Origin of the sequence: Cronobacter universalis NCTC 9529, assembly GCF_001277175.1 — a bacterium.
Lineage (GTDB): Bacteria > Pseudomonadota > Gammaproteobacteria > Enterobacterales > Enterobacteriaceae > Cronobacter > Cronobacter universalis.
Genome location: NZ_CP012257.1, coordinates 1,499,734 through 1,517,102, shown reverse-complemented (window position 1 = coordinate 1,517,102; position 17,369 = coordinate 1,499,734). Strand labels below are relative to the sequence as shown.

Below are 17,369 nucleotides of genomic sequence, written 5' to 3'. Positions count from 1 at the left end.
TTCTGTGTTAGCGGGTCTTAATAACCAGACGATTACTTTGCTTGACTTCTTCCATCACGACGTAAGTGCGGGTGTCGTTTACGCCCGGCAGACGCAGCAGGGTTTCGCCCAGCAGCTTACGGTACGCGGACATATCCGGTACGCGGGTTTTCAACAGGTAGTCGAAATCGCCCGAAACCAGATGGCACTCCTGAATTTCTTCCAGCTTTTGTACAGCGGAATTAAACTGCTCAAACACATCCGGCGCGCCACGATTCAGAGTAATCTCAACAAATACCAGAAGTGAGGCATCCAGATAATGCGGGTTCAGCAGCGCCGTATAGCCCTGAATGAAACCCTGTCGTTCCAGGCGACGAACGCGCTCAAGGCACGGCGTCGGTGAAAGACCCACTCTTTTTGAAAGCTCGACGTTAGAAATGCGCCCATCCTTTTGCAGCTCATTAAGAATGTTACGATCGATACGGTCGAGATCTTTGCCAGGGCGCTTTTTGCTATCTACCATTATTATTGTCTCTCTGTATTCCTTCCCTACACCTGCCATTACCCGTTGCACTTCACTGTTCAGGGCGTCAGTTAGAAGACCGTTGCCCGCTGGCAGCTATCGACATTACGCATGGCGTCTGTCCACGCCATGCGTGAATTTCAATAGCCCGGAAAGTGGCACAAGCTTGCGCCAGAATGCGCTGCAACCAAAGCCAACCCTTTTTTCTTCCTCGAATGTTTTCGCAAAAGCGCAGGGGATTGTCAAAGCAAAACATCGATTTTTAGTAGAACGTGCCAGAGAGTGGTAACGAGCGGCGATTATTCCTCATTTTACTGCCTTATCCGCCGCGCTTTTTAATCAGTAAAAATAATGACGCTATCGGCCGCGGCTATTGCATGAATCGTTAACAAAATTGCCACACTCTTTTTTTAGCCCCGTAAATTCCCTACAATCCAGCCCATTGTCTGCCAACAACAATGAGGATCTCATGGGCACGGCTAAACACAGTAAGCTGTTAATTCTTGGCTCCGGCCCGGCGGGATACACCGCTGCGGTCTACGCGGCGCGCGCCAACCTGAAGCCGGTTCTGATTACCGGTATGGAAAAAGGCGGTCAGTTGACCACGACCACCGAAGTGGAAAACTGGCCGGGCGACCCGCACGATCTGACCGGTCCGCTGTTGATGGAACGCATGCACGAGCATGCCGCGAAGTTTGAAACAGAAATCCTGTTCGACCATATCAACAAGGTCGATCTGCAAAACCGTCCGTTCCGTCTTATCGGCGACAGCGGCGAATACACCTGCGACGCGCTTATCATCGCCACCGGCGCCTCCGCGCGTTATCTGGGTCTGCCGTCTGAAGAAGCCTACAAAGGCCGCGGCGTCTCCGCCTGCGCCACCTGTGACGGGTTCTTCTACCGCAACCAGAAAGTCGCGGTCATCGGCGGCGGCAACACGGCCGTAGAAGAAGCGCTGTATCTGGCGAATATCGCCTCTGAAGTGCACCTGATCCACCGTCGCGACACCTTCCGCGCCGAGAAGATCCTGATAAAGCGCCTGATGGATAAAGTGGAAAGCGGCAACATCGTGCTGCACACCCATCGCACGCTGGAAGAAGTGACTGGCGACCAGATGGGTGTGAGCGGCCTGCGTCTGCGCGACACCGTGAACCCGGAAAACATCGAGACGCTGGATGTCGCAGGCCTGTTCGTCGCGATTGGCCACAGCCCGAACACCGCGATTTTTGACGGCCAGCTGGAGCTTGAGAACGGCTACATCAAAGTGCAGTCCGGCATTCACGGCAACGCCACCCAGACCAGCATCCCGGGCGTCTTCGCCGCGGGCGACGTGATGGACCATATTTACCGTCAGGCTATCACCTCCGCCGGTACCGGCTGTATGGCCGCGCTGGACGCCGAACGCTACCTGGACGGCCTCGCTGAAAAGCAGAGTTAATTCCGCACGTTAAACAAGGCGACGAATCAGTCGCCTTTCTTTTATCCCCGTTGTAACATTGCCTGCTCTCTCGCCTTGCGGCGAGCACTCTGGATTTTACTGCTCAGTGCATGCAATGAATAAAACCCGTCAACAAGAACTGACCCGCTGGCTTAAGCAGCAAAGCGTTCTCTCCCGTCGCTGGCTCAGCCTGTCGCGCCTGCTGGGCGTGGTAAGCGGTTTGCTTATCGTCGCGCAGGCCTGGCTGCTGGCCGATCTCCTTAACGATTTGATAATCAAAAGCATCCCGCGCGAGGCGCTGCTGCTGCCGTTTGTGCTGTTGATTCTGGTCTTTGTGCTGCGCGCCTGGGTGGTATGGCTGCGCGAAAAAGTCGGGTTTCATGCCGGGCAACATATCCGCGCCCGCATTCGCCGGCAGGTGATGAACCGCCTGCAGGAGGCCGGGCCTGCCTGGATCCAGGGAAAACCCGCCGGCAGCTGGGCGACGCTTATCCTTGAGCAGATTGACGATATGCACGATTTCTACGCCCGCTACCTGCCGCAAATGGCGCTGGCGGCGAGCGTGCCGCTGCTGATTGTGCTGGCGATTTTCCCTTATAACTGGGCGGCGGCGCTGATCCTGCTTTGCACCGCGCCGCTGATCCCGCTGTTTATGGCGATGGTCGGCATGGGCGCAGCCGACGCCAACCGCCGCAATTTTCAGGCGCTGGCGCGCCTTAGCGGCAACTTCCTTGACCGCCTGCGCGGTATGGAAACGCTGCGCCTTTTCCACCGCGGCGCGGCGGAAACGCACAATATTCAGGCTGCCTCGCAGGATTTCCGCCAGCGAACGATGGAAGTATTGCGCCTGGCGTTTCTCTCCTCCGGCGTGCTGGAGTTTTTCACCTCGCTTTCCATTGCGCTGGTCGCGGTTTATTTCGGCTTCTCTTATCTGGGCGAGCTGAATTTTGGCCATTACGGCACCGGCGTTACGCTGTTCGCCGGTTTCCTGGCGCTGATTCTGGCGCCGGAATTCTTCCAGCCGCTGCGCGATCTCGGCACCTTTTACCATGCCAAAGCGCAGGCTGTCGGCGCGGCGGACAGCCTGAAAACGTTCCTTGAAACCCCAATTCAGCATGCCGAAAAAGGCACGCTGGAGCTTCCTGGCTGCGAGCCGCTTTCGCTTGAGGCGCAGGGCCTGATCGTTCTTTCTCCGCAGGGGAAACGTCTCGCCGGGCCGCTGAATTTTACGTTGCCTGCGGGCAAACGCGTGGCGCTGGTGGGGCAAAGCGGCGCCGGGAAAAGCTCGCTTTTAAACCTGCTGGCCGGGTTTCTGCCGTATGAAGGCTCGCTGCGCGTCAATGGTGTTGAACTGCGCGAGCTGGAGCCGGACAGCTGGCGGCGCCAGTTAAGCTGGGTGGGGCAAAACCCGCAACTGCCTGCCGGGACGCTCAAAGAGAACGTCTTACTGGCCGATCCCGAGGCGAGCGACGCGCAGCTTCAGGCGGCGCTTGATAAAGCCTGGGTGAGCGAATTCTTACCGCTGCTGGCGCAGGGCGTCGACACGCCGATTGGCGATCAGTCGTCCGGCCTCTCCGTAGGCCAGGCGCAGCGCGTGGCGGTTGCCCGCGCGCTGTTAACGCCATGCCGTTTGCTGCTGCTGGATGAGCCTTCCGCAAGCCTGGATGCGGGCAGCGAGCGCCGCGTAATGCAGGCGCTGGAGGCCGCGTCGCTGGCGCAGACCACATTGATGGTCACCCATCAGATTGATGATATCGCCGCCTGGGATGAAGTCTGGGTGATGCGCGACGGGCGTATCGTGGAGCGCGGCGACGTCGCCGCGCTTAGCGAGGCCGACGGCTATTTCGCGGCGCTGCTGGCGCACCGTCAGGAGGAGATTTAAATGCGCGCGTTGCTACCTTATCTGGCGCTCTACAAACGCCACAAATGGCTGCTGTCGCTTGGCGTCGTGCTGGCTATCGTGACGCTGCTCGCCAGCATCGGCCTGCTGACCCTCTCCGGCTGGTTTCTCTCCGCCTCCGCGGTGGTGGGCATGGCTGGCCTGTACAGCTTTAACTATATGCTGCCTGCCGCAGGGGTTCGCGGCGCCGCGATTATCCGCACCGCCGGGCGTTATTTCGAGCGACTGGTGAGCCACGAAGGCACGTTCCGCGTGCTTGAACACTTGCGAGTCTATACCTTCAGCCGCCTGCTGCCGCTTTCTCCGTCTGGACTGGCGCGTTTTCGTCAGGGCGAACTGTTGAACCGCCTGGTGGCGGATGTCGATACGCTGGATCACCTCTATCTGCGCGTGATTTCACCGCTCATTGGCGCGCTCGCTGTTATCGCGGTGGTGACGCTTGGCTTAAGCCTGCTGGATGTGACGCTGGCGCTGACGCTTGGCGGGATCATGCTGGCGACGCTGCTGCTGCTCCCTCCCCTCTTCTATCGCGCCGGTCGCCCGGTGGGCGAAGCGCTGACGATGCTTCGCGCCAGCTATCGTCAGCAACTGACGGGCTGGTTGCAGGGCCAGGCGGAATTGTCGATTTTCGGCGCCGCCGGGCGTTATCGCGATAATCTTGATGCGACCGAGCAAGTCTGGCACGAGGCGCAGCGCCGCCAGGCCGGGCTGACGGCGCTTTCGCAGGCGATGATGATGCTGATAAGCGGCATGACGGTGGTGCTGATACTGTGGATGGCCGCAGGCGGCGTTGGCGGCAACAGCACACCCGGCTCGCTTATTGCGCTGTTTGTCTTCTGCGCGCTGGCCGCCTTTGAAGCGCTGGCGCCGGTCGGCGGCGCGTTCCAGCACCTGGGCCAGGTTATCGCCTCCGCGCGTCGCGTCAGCGACGTCATTGACCAGCCCGCTGACATCGCCTTTGCAGAGTCGGGCAAAGATTCGCCGCGCGAGGCCTCGCTGTCGCTGCGCAACGTGAGCTTTAGCTACCCGGGCCAGCCGCAACCTGCGCTGCGCGATATTACGCTTGATGTCGCGCCGGGCGAGCATATCGCGATCCTCGGACGCACCGGCTGTGGTAAATCGACGCTGCTGCAACTTTTGACCCGCGCCTGGGACCCGACCTCAGGCGACGTGGCGCTTGGCGGCGTCTCCATTACCGAATACCGCGAAGCGGCGCTGCGCGCCGCCATGAGCGTCGTACCGCAGCGCGTGCATCTCTTTAGCGCCACGCTTCGCGACAACCTCCTGCTCGCCGCGCCGCAGACCGATGACGCGGCCCTCGGCGCCGCGCTCGCCCGCGTGGGGCTTGAAAAACTGCTGGAAGACGACGGGCTGAACGCGTGGCTTGGCGAAGGCGGACGCCAGCTCTCCGGCGGCGAGCTGCGCCGTCTCGGCATCGCCCGCGCGCTGCTGCACGACGCGCCGATGCTTTTACTGGATGAACCAACGGAAGGACTGGATGCTGAAACCGAGCGTCAGATACTCACGCTGGTAAAAGAAGTCGCCGCGCAAAAAACGCTGCTGATGGTGACCCACCGTCTGCAGGGCCTGACGGCGTTCGATCGCATCATTGTCATGGACAACGGGCAGATTACTGAGCAAGGTAGTCATAAGGAATTACTGGCGCAGCAGGGACGTTATTATCAGTTTCGCGCGCGTTCAGTACACTATCATTGATTGATATTTGGCACTGTTGTCAGGGAGCGCCGTTGTGATGCGTCTGGTGCAGCTTTCTCGTCATTCGATTGCTTTCCCCTCGCCTGAGGGGGCGTTACGTGAACCCAACGGCTTACTGGCATTAGGCGGCGATCTCAGCCCGGCGCGCCTGATGATGGCCTATCAGCAGGGCATTTTCCCGTGGTTCTCGCCGGGCGATCCGATTTTATGGTGGTCGCCCGATCCGCGCGCGGTGATCTGGCCTGAGCGATTACACATCAGCCGCAGCATGAAGCGCTTTCACCGCCGCTCGCCCTATCGCGTGACGCTGAACCACGCCTTTAACGCCGTGATCCAGGGCTGCGCCAGCGACCGCGACGACGGCACCTGGATAACCAACGATGTGGTGATCGCCTGGCAGCGTCTGCATGAACTGGGCCATGCGCACTCTATTGAAGTCTGGCAGGACGATACGCTGGTGGGCGGCATGTATGGCGTGGCGCAGGGCGCGCTGTTTTGCGGCGAGTCGATGTTCAGCCGCCGGGAAAACGCCTCCAAAACCGCGCTGCTGGTCTTTTGCGACTACTTTTTAGCGCAGGGCGGCAGGCTTATCGACTGTCAGGTACTCAACCCGCACACCGCCTCGCTGGGCGCGGTCGAGATCCCGCGCCGTGATTATTTACAGCGGCTGGCTGAACTTCGCCCGTTGCCGCTCGAAAAACGCTGCTGGGTGCCGCAAACTCTTTTTACGTCCGCAGGATAGCAGAATGTTTTCGGCACATTTTTTGTCAGGGTGTTATACTTACGCACGCAGAAAATGACTGCCATTACCCTGCCGCCGTTTTGGGACCCTCCGTTAAGACAACGCTTTGGATCTCACGCTCCCCGTTATGCTTGCGCTGCCCGCGCGGTTTTGTCGTGGAGACAAGCAGGCGCAGCGGTACAACGGGCATTTCGCCCGCAAAACTTTACTTAATGGGTGAACTTGGGCATTATCTTGCCGGTTCAAACTATGGTAGTGATACCCCAGAGGATTAGATGGCCAAAGAAGACAATATTGAAATGCAGGGTACCGTTCTTGAAACGTTACCTAACACTATGTTCCGCGTAGAACTGGAAAACGGTCACGTGGTAACTGCCCATATCTCCGGTAAAATGCGCAAAAACTACATCCGCATTCTGACGGGCGACAAAGTGACTGTTGAGCTGACCCCGTACGACCTGAGCAAAGGCCGCATTGTCTTCCGTAGTCGCTAAGTTTATACCGGCTTCTTGTTAAGAGAAGCCAGGCCGCGCCGCCGTTTGCCGCGCCAGCCTGAGAAAAAGCGTCGCCCTTTCGCGGCGCTTTTTTTATGCGCGCCGCCCATAAAAACGCCATAAAAAAACGCCGGATATCGCTATCCGGCGTTGTGCTTTACAGGCGTACTGCTTTAGTGCGCGGCTTCAGGCTTATGCTTCTGCGCGCTCTGGAAGCTGTACGTCAGCTTATCGCCTTCTTTATCCAGCGCGACGGCGACCTGACCGCCATCCACCAGCGAGCCGAAGAGCAGCTCGTTGGCCAGCGGTTTCTTGAGGTTATCCTGAATCACGCGGGTCATCGGGCGTGCGCCCATCGCACGATCGTAGCCTTTCTCCGCCAGCCAGTCGCGCGCTTCCTGGGTAACTTCCAGGGAGACGCCTTTCTGGTCAAGCTGCGCCTGCAGTTCGACGATGAACTTGTCGACCACCTGATGAATCACCTCGGTAGAGAGATGGTTGAACCAGATGATATTGTCGAGACGGTTGCGGAACTCCGGCGTAAAGATCTTTTTAATCTCTTCCATCGCGTCGGTGCTGTTATCCTGACGGATAAGACCAATCGATTTACGCTCGGTTTCACGCACGCCGGCGTTGGTGGTCATCACCAGAATCACGTTGCGGAAATCCGCTTTGCGCCCGTTGTTATCGGTCAGCGTGCCGTTGTCCATCACCTGCAGCAGCAGGTTAAAGACGTCCGGATGCGCTTTTTCGATTTCATCAAGCAGCAGTACCGCATGCGGATGTTTGATGACCGCGTCGGTCAGCAGGCCGCCCTGATCAAACCCAACGTAGCCCGGAGGCGCGCCAATCAGGCGGCTCACGGTATGACGTTCCATATACTCGGACATATCAAAGCGCAGCAGTTCAATACCCAGCGCTTTGGAGAGCTGTACCGTCACCTCGGTTTTACCGACGCCGGTCGGGCCTGCGAAGAGGAAAGAGCCCACCGGTTTACGGTCATGCCCCAGCCCCGCGCGGCTCATTTTGATGGCTTCGGTTAATACCTCAATGGCTTTATCCTGACCAAACACCAGCATTTTCAGGCGATCGCCCAGATTTTTCAGCGTATCGCGATCGCTTTGCGACACGCTCTTCTCCGGGATACGCGCGATGCGGGCCACCACGGTTTCGATATCCGCCACGTTGACGGTTTTCTTACGCTTGCTGACTGGCATCAGACGCGCGCGCGCGCCCGCTTCGTCGATAACGTCGATGGCTTTGTCCGGCAGATGGCGATCATTAATGTATTTAACCGCCAGCTCCACCGCCGCGCGTACCGCTTTCGCGGTGTAACGGACGTCGTGGTGCGCTTCATATTTCGGCTTCAGGCCGTTAATAATCTGTACGGTTTCCTCAACGCTCGGCTCGGTGATGTCGATTTTCTGGAAGCGACGCGCCAGCGCGCGGTCTTTTTCGAAAATATTGCTGAACTCCTGATACGTCGTGGAGCCCATCACCCGGATTTTGCCGCTGGAGAGCAGCGGTTTAATCAGGTTTGCCGCATCGACCTGGCCGCCGGAGGCCGCGCCCGCGCCGATGATGGTATGGATTTCATCGATAAACAGGATACTGTTGTTATCCTGTTCCAGCTGTTTGAGCAGCGCCTTAAAGCGTTTTTCAAAATCGCCGCGGTATTTGGTGCCCGCCAGCAGCGAGCCGATATCCAGCGCGTAGATAGTGCAGTCGGCCATGACTTCCGGCACGTCGCCCTGCACGATACGCCAGGCGAGCCCCTCGGCGATCGCGGTTTTCCCGACGCCCGACTCGCCCACCAGCAGCGGGTTGTTTTTCCGGCGACGGCAGAGCACCTGAATCGCGCGCTCCAGCTCTTTGTCACGGCCAATCAGCGGATCGATGCCGCCAACGCGGGCAAGCTGATTGAGATTGGTGGTGAAGTTTTCCATACGCTCCTCCCCGCCTGCCTGCTCTTCGTTGACCGGATTGTCATTGCCCGGCGCCTGGCCTGGCTCGTCTTTACGGGTACCGTGGGAGATGAAATTCACCACATCAAGGCGACTGACTTCATGTTTACGCAACAGATAGGCCGCCTGGGACTCCTGTTCGCTGAAGATAGCCACTAAGACATTGGCGCCAGTCACTTCGCTACGGCCGGAGGACTGGACGTGGAACACGGCGCGCTGCAACACGCGCTGGAAGCTGAGCGTCGGCTGAGTGTCGCGCTCCTCTTCGCTCGCGGGCAGTACGGGTGTGGTTTGTTCAATGAAGGCTTCGAGCTCCTGACGCAGCGCCACCAGATCCACGGAGCAGGCTTCAAGCGCCTCCCGTGCCGATGGGTTACTGAGCAGAGCCAGTAACAGATGCTCGACGGTCATAAACTCGTGTCGGTGCTCGCGCGCTCTGGCGAAAGCCATGTTTAAACTGAGTTCCAGTTCCTGGTTGAGCATAGGGCACCCCCTCAATAGTTTGCCTTAATCAGGCTTTTTCCAGCGTACACAACAACGGATGGTCGTTCTCCCTCGCATATTTGTTCACCAGCGCCACTTTGGTTTCCGCCACTTCCGCGGTGAAAACGCCACAGATGGCTTTCCCCTGATAGTGAACCGTGAGCATCAGTTGCGTTGCACGTTCTACATCATAAGAAAAGAACTTTTGTAGCACGTCAATAACAAATTCCATCGGCGTGTAATCGTCGTTCATTAATATAACTTTATACATAGATGGCGGCTTTAGCGCTTCGCGCAGATCATCTTCCGCCAAATGGTCAAAATCCAGCCAACTTTTGTCTTTACTCATTGCCAGTCGTCATCATGGTTAAACAGTACAGCCAGCGTGTTTTCCGGCGCTCTGGTTGAGTGTAATACGCATCCTGAATCTACCCTAATGTTCAGCAAGCAACCAGCTATCACTGGTATTCGCGAGCTCTGTCACATTAATGAAAATAGCGTTAACTGCTTCAAAATTTTGACTCAATCCCACCTGCCAGACCCCGCTCAACGCTTGACGCAGAGTGCGATTTCTCTAAATTGTACAAGCGTGAGTTGGCGAGGTTTTGAACAGCCCCCCTCACCCACCGGTTCAATCCATCTTACTCAATAAGACTTATGAAGGATGTCGAAGCATGGAGACGGGTACTGTTAAATGGTTCAATAACGCCAAAGGGTTTGGGTTCATCTGCCCTGAAGGCGGCGGCGAAGATATCTTCGCGCACTACTCTACAATCCAGATGGACGGCTACAGAACGCTGAAAGCCGGACAAGTCGTGAGGTTCGATGTACATCAGGGTCCCAAAGGCAACCATGCCAGCGTCATTGTCCCTCTTGAAGCAGAAGCCGCACCCGCAGTTGCGTAACTCTTCTGTTTCATTGTGTACATCCTGCTCCTGAAATGCCAGTCCCGTGGACTGGCATTTTTATTTATTCCCGAGCCAGCGCATCCACAGGATTGAGTCTGGCGGCATTGCGGGCGGGCAGCCAGCCGAACAACACCCCCGTCGCGCTCGAGCACAAAAACGCCGTCAGCAGCGCCACGGGCGAAAAGCCAATCTCCCAGCCGGGTAAAATCAGCTGTAAGGCAAACGCGATGAGCAGTGAGAGCCCGATACCCAGCGCGCCGCCCACCAGACAGACGAGCACCGCCTCAATCAAAAACTGCTGCAGCACATCGCTCTTGCGCGCGCCGACCGCCATACGAATGCCGATCTCCCGGGTGCGCTCGGTGACCGACACCAGCATGATGTTCATCACCCCGATACCGCCGACCACCAGTGAAATCACCGCCACCAGCGTTAAAAACAGTTGAAGAGTACGTGTGGTCTTTTCCGCCGTTTTCAACACGCCGTCCATATTCCAGGTGAAAAAATCTTTTTTGCCGTGCCGCAACGTCAGGAGCCGCGTGAGCTGCTGCTCCGCCTCGCCGCTGTCGTAGCCCTCTTTTACCCGCACCGTGATGGAGTTCAGCCACGACTGCCCCATAATGCGCCCGGACATGGTGCTGTACGGCATCCATACCCGCAGAATTTTGCTGCTGCCGAACATCGACTGCTTCTCTTCCGCCACGCCGATGACCGTCGCGGGCATATTGCCGACCAGCACCACTTCGCCCACCACCTTCGCCTTGTTGGGGAAGAGCTGGCGGCGCGCGTTGCTGTCGATAACCACCACCTGCGCGCGGCCGCGCAGTTGTTCGTCGTTAAAGGTGTTGCCTTCGCTAAAGGTCATGCCGTAGACGTTGAAATATTGCCCGCTCACGCCGTTTGCGCTGGCGGCGACATCCACGTTGCCATAGCGCAGGCGCAGGTTTTGCGACACCGCCGGCGTGGCGGAACTCACCCACGGCTGGCGCTGGAGAGCCTGTAGATCGTCATACTGTAACGCCTGTTGATATTGCGGATCGTCATCGCCAAAATCTTTGCCCGGGTAGACATCTATCGTGTTGGTGCCGATCGAGCGGATATCCTCCAGCACCATCTGTTTGGCGGCGTCGCCCACCACCACAATAGAGACCACCGACGCGATGCCGATAATAATTCCGAGCATGGTCAGCAGCGTGCGCATCTTGTTCGCCGCCATCGCAAGCCAGGCCATTGTCAGCGCTTCACGGAAGCTGTTGATAAACTGCCCGAGCGCCGGGGCGTCGTGCGGTTGCGCAGGCAATCTGGCCACGCCGCGTTTCCCGGCCGGCGGCGGATTACTGATGATCTCCCCGTCGCGAATTTCGATAATGCGCTCAGCCTGTGCGGCGACATCAGGATCGTGGGTGACGATAATCACCGTGTGCCCGCGATCGCGCAGCTGTTTTAAGGTCGCGATCACCTCTTCGCCGGAGCGGCTGTCAAGCGCGCCGGTCGGCTCGTCGGCCAGAATCACCTGCCCGCCGTTCATCAGCGCGCGGGCGATACTCACGCGCTGCTGCTGACCGCCCGAAAGCTGCGAGGGCTGGTAATCGACGCGCGCTTCAAGACCCAGCCGCGCCAGTAATTCGCGCGCCCGCGCCTCACGTGCGGCCCGCCCGGTGCCGGCATAAATAGCGGGTACTTCGACATTCTGCGCGGCGGTCAGGTGCGAAAGCAGGTGATAGCGTTGAAAAATAAAGCCGAAATGTTCGCGCCGCAGACGGGCGAGCGCGTCGTCGCCGAGCGTCGCCACATCCACACCCGCGACTTTGTAGCTGCCGCTGCTCGGCTTATCGAGACAGCCGAGAATATTCATCAGCGTCGATTTACCGGAGCCGGACGCGCCGACAATCGCCACCATTTCACCGGCGTTAATGGTCAGCGTGACGCCTTTTAAGACCTCGACCTCCGTTTCGCCCGACGGATAGCTGCGGCGAATATCGCGCAGCTCAAGCAGCGCCGTCATTGATCGCTCCCGCTCGCGCGGCCAATGACCACTTCATCACCTTCTGCGAGGCCCTGCACCACTTCGACCTGCGTGTCGTTACGCACGCCAATGGTCACCTCACGCTCGCGGGTTTCGCCGTTACGCAGCAGCGTCACGTTATAGCGGTTATCGCCGACCGGCTCGCCCAGCGCCGCCAGCGGAATGGTCAGCACATCGTCGACGCCGCCGAGCTGAATATGCACCTGCGCGGTCATATCCAGGCGCAGCACGCCCTGCGGGTTGGGCACCTCAAAACGCGCGTAGTAAAAAATGGCGTCGTTGATTTTCTCGGGCGTCGGAAGAATATCTTTCAGCCGCCCTTCGTAGCGGGTCAGCGGATCGCCAAGCACCGTAAACCAGGCTTTCTGCCCTGGTTTCAGGTGGATGATATCGGCTTCGGAGACCTGCGCCTTCACCAGCATGGTGCTGAGATCGGCGAGCGTCAGGATATTCGGCGCCTGCTGCGCGGCGATGACCGTCTGCCCCTGTAGCGTGGTTATCTGCGTCACCTCACCGGCGATCGGCGCGGTGATGCGGGTGTAATCCAGGTTAGTTCTGGCCGTGCTGAGGGAGGCCTGGTTGCGCTTGATTTGCGCGTCGATAGTCCCGATCTGCGCCTCTTTGACCGCAAGCTCGGTCGCGGCCGTGTCGAGATCCTGGCGTGAAATCGCCTGGGTGCGGGCAAGCTGCTGCTGGCGAGAAAGCGTGACGCGGGCGAGTTTCATCTCGGCCTCGGCCTGACGCCGCTGGGCGCGCAGCTCCATTAACGTCGCTTCCACTTCTTTAATCTGGTTTTCGGCCTGCTCAGGATCGATAACCCCGAGGAGCTGATCTTTTTTGACTTTATCGCCGATATTGACCGACAACGTTTTAAGCTGGCCGCTCACCTGCGCGCCGACATCCACTTTACGCAGCGCGTCGAGCTTGCCGGTCGCCAGCACGCTCTGTTGCAAATCCCCTTTACGCACCAGCATGGTCTGATAACGGGGCAGCGGCGCATTCAGCGTCTTCCAGAGCCAGACCGCGCCGATAACGATAACCAGAGCCAGCGCCACGTAGCGCTTCTTGATCCTTCCCTTAAGCTTCATATCTTTCCTGACGTTTCGGACGAGTAAACAGAGTTTGCTCTTCTATTCTAAACGCAATCTCAACCAAACCCTATGCAGCCCGCAAATAAACCACAGCGTTGATATTGCGTTAAGTGATGGTTTGTTTCCATAACCCCATACCTCATGACGAGATCAGGTTATGTCCGCATTTGCCGAAATATCCATTCAGCCGCCAGCCCACAGCGCCTGGCAACTCTTTCGCCTGCTCGCAACAGGCCAGAAAACGCCGGGGCTCGCCTGGCAGAATCCGGCCTATCGCCGGAAATTTATCCTGCGCTCGCTGGCGACGCCCTTCGCCACACGCCGCTGGCTGGCGGTACTGGCGCGCCATCCCATGCTCGACGCGCTACTGCACGCCCAGCCGGGCCTGCCGTGCCGTCTGCACCGGCCCTGGCTGTCGGTCAATGTGTCCCGCAAAGCGGCGCTGGCGGCGCTGGAATATCATTACCAGCATATCGTGCGGCTGCTGCCCAACGCGCTGATGCAGGGACACCTGATGCGCCAGGGCGTTACGCTTGCCACGCTCACCGGGAAAAACGACGCGCAGTATTGTCTGGATCTCGCCGCCGTCGCGGATCTGGATAAAGAAGGCGAAACGACCGTGATTTTCCGTGATGTCGCTGGCATCGTGCTCGCCGAAATGACGTTTACCCTGTGCGAGGCTGACGGTGAGCCTGTACTGTTTATCGGCGGCTTACAGGGCGCCAAGGCCTGGGTTGAGCACGATCAGATCCAGCTCGCGACCAAAGCCTGCCACGGCCTGTTTCCAAAACGCCTGGTGCTGGAGGCGGTTTGTCTGCTGGCGCAGCGTTTTGCGGTGAGCCAGATACTCGCCGTCAGCAATGAGACGCATATCTACCGTAGCTGGCGTTATGCGAAGAAGAAAAAGGACAAGCTGCACGCCGACTACGACAGCTTCTGGGCATCGCTCGGCGGCTATAAAGACGTGCAGGGGCTATATCATTTGCCGTTGCAGATTGCCCGTAAGTCGCTTGAGGAGATCGCCAGTAAAAAACGCGCGGAGTATCGTCGTCGTTATGCGTTGCTGGACACCATGACCGCGCAAATCGACGCACGGTTTGACGAGCGATAACCGGCCCGGTCTGGCGGGTGCGCTTCGTTTACCCGCCCTACAAACGTATTCGCCGGGTGGCGTGGCTTACCCGCCCTGCGAGAGATTACGCCTGCCCACAAACGCTAATCCGCGCGTCCGCGGGCGAGCCACAGCACGCGCGAGAACATTTTGCGCAGCAGCGGCGGCACGGCGTCCATCCCACGGCGGGCGGCTTCCATCGCCACTTCAATCGCCAGATCGGGTTTCGAGGAGCGGTGAATCGCTTTAACGATGACCCGCCGCATATTCATATGCACCGTTTCCGGTAGTTGCGCGACGCGGTAAAACACCGCGTCAAATCCTTCGCGATACATAAAATGTTCCATGTCCGGCGCAGGAAGCTCGGTGAGATGCTGGCGCACCTGCTCGCTGTCGTTATTCACAATGCTTTTTACCGTCGCGGCATATTTGCGCCCGGCGTCATCGCCATCCACCAGCACATGCCATTCAATCCCCATCCGGCGGGCGAATTTAATCAGCGGTTTTAAGCCGGACTGGGCGAACTCAATGACTTTGATGCCTTCAGCCTCAAAATGATAACCGCACTGACGCGCCAGCTCGTTCATCATCCAGACTTCCGTTTCCCCTTCCACCAGCAGCCAGCAGCGCGCGAACAGCGCCGATGGCCGGTTAAAGCGGATATGAAACGCGATGCGCCGGCTGTCTTCGGCATTCATGCCGCCAGGCCCCAGCCGCCACGCCGCCACCTTGCCGGAAGCGCGCACCAGCCGGCAGACATGTTCAACCGGGGTCATCGACAGCAGCTCGCCGGAGTTGGTGGTGGTCAGCTTTTGCAGCGGCAGCAGGTTCAGCAACTGCCAGGCCACAGAGAGCATAATAGGGTGCAATCGCGTTTCGGGGTCTTCCACCAGCAGCAGCGGCCGGGCGTATTTATCAAGCCGCACGTTGCCTTTGGCCTGCAACAGCGTGGCGAACAGCCCCAGCAGAATAACCCGGTAGGCGCGCCCGCCGGGCTTATCAATCATGCGGTTGATGATATCGAGATAGCGCCAGCTGCGCTGTTCATCATGCGAGTGGCGACGCATCAGACGGTAGCGCGGGCCCGCGACGCCCTGCTCGGAAAAATAGTGCTCCAGCAGTTGCACCATCGCCGACAGCCCCTGGCGAATCTGTTCATCCGTGAGGTTTTGCGGGCGGGAGACCAGCTCGCGCGTCAGAAACTCAAGCTCGCGCGCGGTCACTTCCATCTGGGGCGTATGGGTGATGGCGCTGTCGTGCAGACGGCGCATAAAACGGGCGTCACGCAACCGCAGCACCGGGTTTAAGCGGATAAGTTGCCGCGCCAGCGCGTCGATATCTTCAAGCGCGAGCGGTTCACCCTCGGCGTTAAGAAAACTGCGCAGCGTCAGTACGCTGTTATCGTCATTCAGCTCGCCCTCCAGCCGGTAGAAAATCCGCTGAAAGCCATCGCTGCCAGGCGTCATTAATGCGCGCAGACCGCGAAAACGGCGGCGCTGAAAATCGCCCGGCTCTGTCTCGCGAAAAATCAGAATAAGATGCAGATGGCGTTCGCGCCCGTGAATATCGCCCGGCGGGAACCAGAAGTCATTGCGTGTAAAAGCGTAGAGCGAGTCGCCCGGATTCAGCAGCAGCGTCAGCGCATCCAGCAGGCTTGATTTCCCCCATGCGTTTTCGCCAATCAGCACGTTATTATGTTCAAGCATTAACGATAAGCGGTTAATTCCGCGAAACCCGGCTACCTCCACGCGCTCAAGAAACATCTCTCCTCCGGCTGCATCTGCATGGCTGCGTGTCGGCAGTATAGCTATTCAATCAGAGCCTTAACAGCGAAAGGCGGCACGGAAAAGCCGCATTGCGAGGCGTCTCGAAATAATAAAAAGGTGATGTTCAGGGCAGGTTATAAATGGCGTTCATGATGCGCTAACGCAATGAAATATGGCTAATAACCCTGGCTTTACTCGCCAGGATGAATTCTGTAGGGTGTGGCGGCACGCTTATTTCAGCTCTCTCAGGGACCGCTCGCCTCATGTTTTCAGGACTGTTAATTATCTTAGTGCCGCTTATTCTCGGCTACCTTATTCCCCTGCGCAGCGCAGGCGCGCTGCGGCTTATCAATCAGTTATTGAGCTGGCTGGTGTACATCATTCTCTTCTTTATGGGCATCAGCCTGGCGTTTCTCGATAATCTGTCGGCGAATCTGCTGGCGATCCTGCACTATTCCGCCGTCAGTATTACGGTCATTATGCTGTGCAATATCGCCGCCCTTCTGTGGCTTGAACGCGCGATTCCCTGGCGCCATCAGCATCGCCAGGAAAAACTGCCGTCGCGTCTCGCGATGGCGCTGGAGTCCCTTAAGCTTTGCGGCGTGGTGGTGCTGGGTTTCCTGCTGGGACTGACCGGCCTTGCGTTTCTCAGGCACGCCACCGAAGCCAGCGAATACACCTTAATTTTCCTGCTGTTCCTGATTGGTATTCAGCTTCGCAACAACGGCATGACGCTGAAACAGATAGTGCTTAACCGCCGCGGCATGATGGTGGCTATTGTGGTTCTGGTCAGTTCCCTTATTGCAGGCGTGGTGAATGCGTTGCTGCTCGGGCTGCCGCTGCGCACGGGGCTTGCGATGGCGTCCGGCTTCGGCTGGTATTCACTCTCCGGCATTCTGATGACGGAATCCTTCGGGCCGGTGATTGGCAGCGCCGCGTTCTTTAACGATCTGGGGCGCGAGCTTATCGCAATAATGCTGATCCCGGCGCTGGTGCGCCGCAGCCGCTCTTGCGCGCTCGGCATCTGCGGGGCGACGTCGATGGATTTCACGCTGCCGGTGCTGCAACGCAGCGGCGGCCTGGAGCTGGTGCCTGCGGCTATCGTGCACGGGTTTATTCTGAGCCTGCTGGTGCCGTTGCTGATGGCGTTTTTCGCCGCCTGATACTCCTTTGGCGGTAGGCTCCTGCCGCCAAAATTGCGTTAAATCAATCTCTCTTCAGGTTCCTG

The 17,369-nt window shown here is 58.4% G+C and carries 14 protein-coding genes; 8 read left to right on the top strand and 6 right to left on the bottom strand.

What is annotated here, in order from left to right; genetic code table 11:
* Positions 1-7: 7 nt before the first annotated feature.
* Positions 8-502, bottom strand: a complete 495-nt coding sequence (gene lrp, locus AFK65_RS06925) for a leucine-responsive transcriptional regulator Lrp (RefSeq protein ID WP_002439523.1) — start codon at positions 500-502, stop codon at positions 8-10.
* Between the two features lie 469 nt (positions 503-971).
* Between lrp and trxB the strand changes: the two genes are divergently transcribed.
* From trxB to infA, 5 genes are all read left to right on the top strand, one after another.
* Positions 972-1,940, top strand: a complete 969-nt coding sequence (gene trxB / locus AFK65_RS06920; RefSeq protein WP_038857591.1) for a thioredoxin-disulfide reductase — start codon at positions 972-974, stop codon at positions 1,938-1,940.
* 115 nt (positions 1,941-2,055) lie between these two features.
* Entirely contained in the window at positions 2,056-3,822 is a 1,767-nt protein-coding gene (cydD, locus tag AFK65_RS06915; RefSeq protein WP_038857592.1) for a heme ABC transporter permease/ATP-binding protein CydD, read from the top strand.
* The gene (gene cydC / locus AFK65_RS06910) at positions 3,823-5,556 is read left to right on the top strand and encodes a heme ABC transporter ATP-binding protein/permease CydC (protein ID WP_038857593.1); all 1,734 of its coding nucleotides are present in this window, start codon (positions 3,823-3,825) and stop codon (positions 5,554-5,556) included.
* 37 nt (positions 5,557-5,593) lie between these two features.
* Positions 5,594-6,298: a leucyl/phenylalanyl-tRNA--protein transferase gene (gene aat / locus AFK65_RS06905; protein WP_007707412.1), complete on the top strand. Its 705-nt coding sequence runs from the start codon at positions 5,594-5,596 to the stop codon at positions 6,296-6,298.
* A gap of 275 nt (positions 6,299-6,573) precedes the next feature.
* Entirely contained in the window at positions 6,574-6,792 is a 219-nt protein-coding gene (gene infA, locus AFK65_RS06900; protein WP_001040187.1) for a translation initiation factor IF-1, read from the top strand.
* 173 nt (positions 6,793-6,965) lie between these two features.
* Here the strand turns inward: infA and clpA are convergent, their stop codons facing one another.
* Positions 6,966-9,239, bottom strand: a complete 2,274-nt coding sequence (gene clpA, locus AFK65_RS06895) for an ATP-dependent Clp protease ATP-binding subunit ClpA (protein ID WP_038857599.1) — start codon at positions 9,237-9,239, stop codon at positions 6,966-6,968.
* A gap of 28 nt (positions 9,240-9,267) precedes the next feature.
* Positions 9,268-9,588 carry an ATP-dependent Clp protease adapter ClpS gene (gene clpS, locus AFK65_RS06890; RefSeq protein WP_004387936.1) on the bottom strand — a complete coding sequence of 107 codons (321 nt, stop codon included), beginning with the start codon at positions 9,586-9,588 and terminating at the stop codon, positions 9,268-9,270.
* Between the two features lie 325 nt (positions 9,589-9,913).
* Between clpS and cspD the strand changes: the two genes are divergently transcribed.
* Positions 9,914-10,144, top strand: coding sequence for a cold shock-like protein CspD (gene cspD, locus AFK65_RS06885; RefSeq protein WP_007707404.1), 231 nt, complete (start codon positions 9,914-9,916; stop codon positions 10,142-10,144).
* Positions 10,145-10,208: 64 nt separating this feature from the next.
* Here the strand turns inward: cspD and macB are convergent, their stop codons facing one another.
* Both macB and macA read right to left on the bottom strand, forming a co-directional pair.
* A complete protein-coding gene (macB, locus tag AFK65_RS06880; protein ID WP_038857601.1) occupies positions 10,209-12,152 on the bottom strand; it encodes a macrolide ABC transporter ATP-binding protein/permease MacB in 1,944 nt (647 codons plus the stop codon).
* Complete coding sequence (gene macA / locus AFK65_RS06875; protein WP_007707391.1) at positions 12,149-13,261, bottom strand: macrolide transporter subunit MacA; 1,113 nt, start codon at positions 13,259-13,261, stop codon at positions 12,149-12,151. The genes macB and macA overlap by 4 nt, the downstream gene beginning before the upstream one ends.
* A gap of 160 nt (positions 13,262-13,421) precedes the next feature.
* Here macA and AFK65_RS06870 point away from each other — a divergent pair, with 160 nt between their 5' ends.
* Positions 13,422-14,375, top strand: a complete 954-nt coding sequence (locus AFK65_RS06870) for a VirK/YbjX family protein (protein ID WP_007707388.1) — start codon at positions 13,422-13,424, stop codon at positions 14,373-14,375.
* Positions 14,376-14,479: 104 nt separating this feature from the next.
* Here AFK65_RS06870 and AFK65_RS06865 read toward each other — a convergent pair whose 3' ends face one another.
* Positions 14,480-16,138 carry an ATP-dependent endonuclease gene (locus AFK65_RS06865; protein ID WP_038857603.1) on the bottom strand — a complete coding sequence of 553 codons (1,659 nt, stop codon included), beginning with the start codon at positions 16,136-16,138 and terminating at the stop codon, positions 14,480-14,482.
* A gap of 266 nt (positions 16,139-16,404) precedes the next feature.
* Between AFK65_RS06865 and AFK65_RS06860 the strand changes: the two genes are divergently transcribed.
* On the top strand, positions 16,405-17,304 hold the full coding sequence (locus AFK65_RS06860) for a lysine exporter LysO family protein (RefSeq protein WP_007707382.1): 900 nt from the start codon (positions 16,405-16,407) through the stop codon (positions 17,302-17,304).
* The last annotated feature ends 65 nt before the right edge of the window (positions 17,305-17,369 follow it).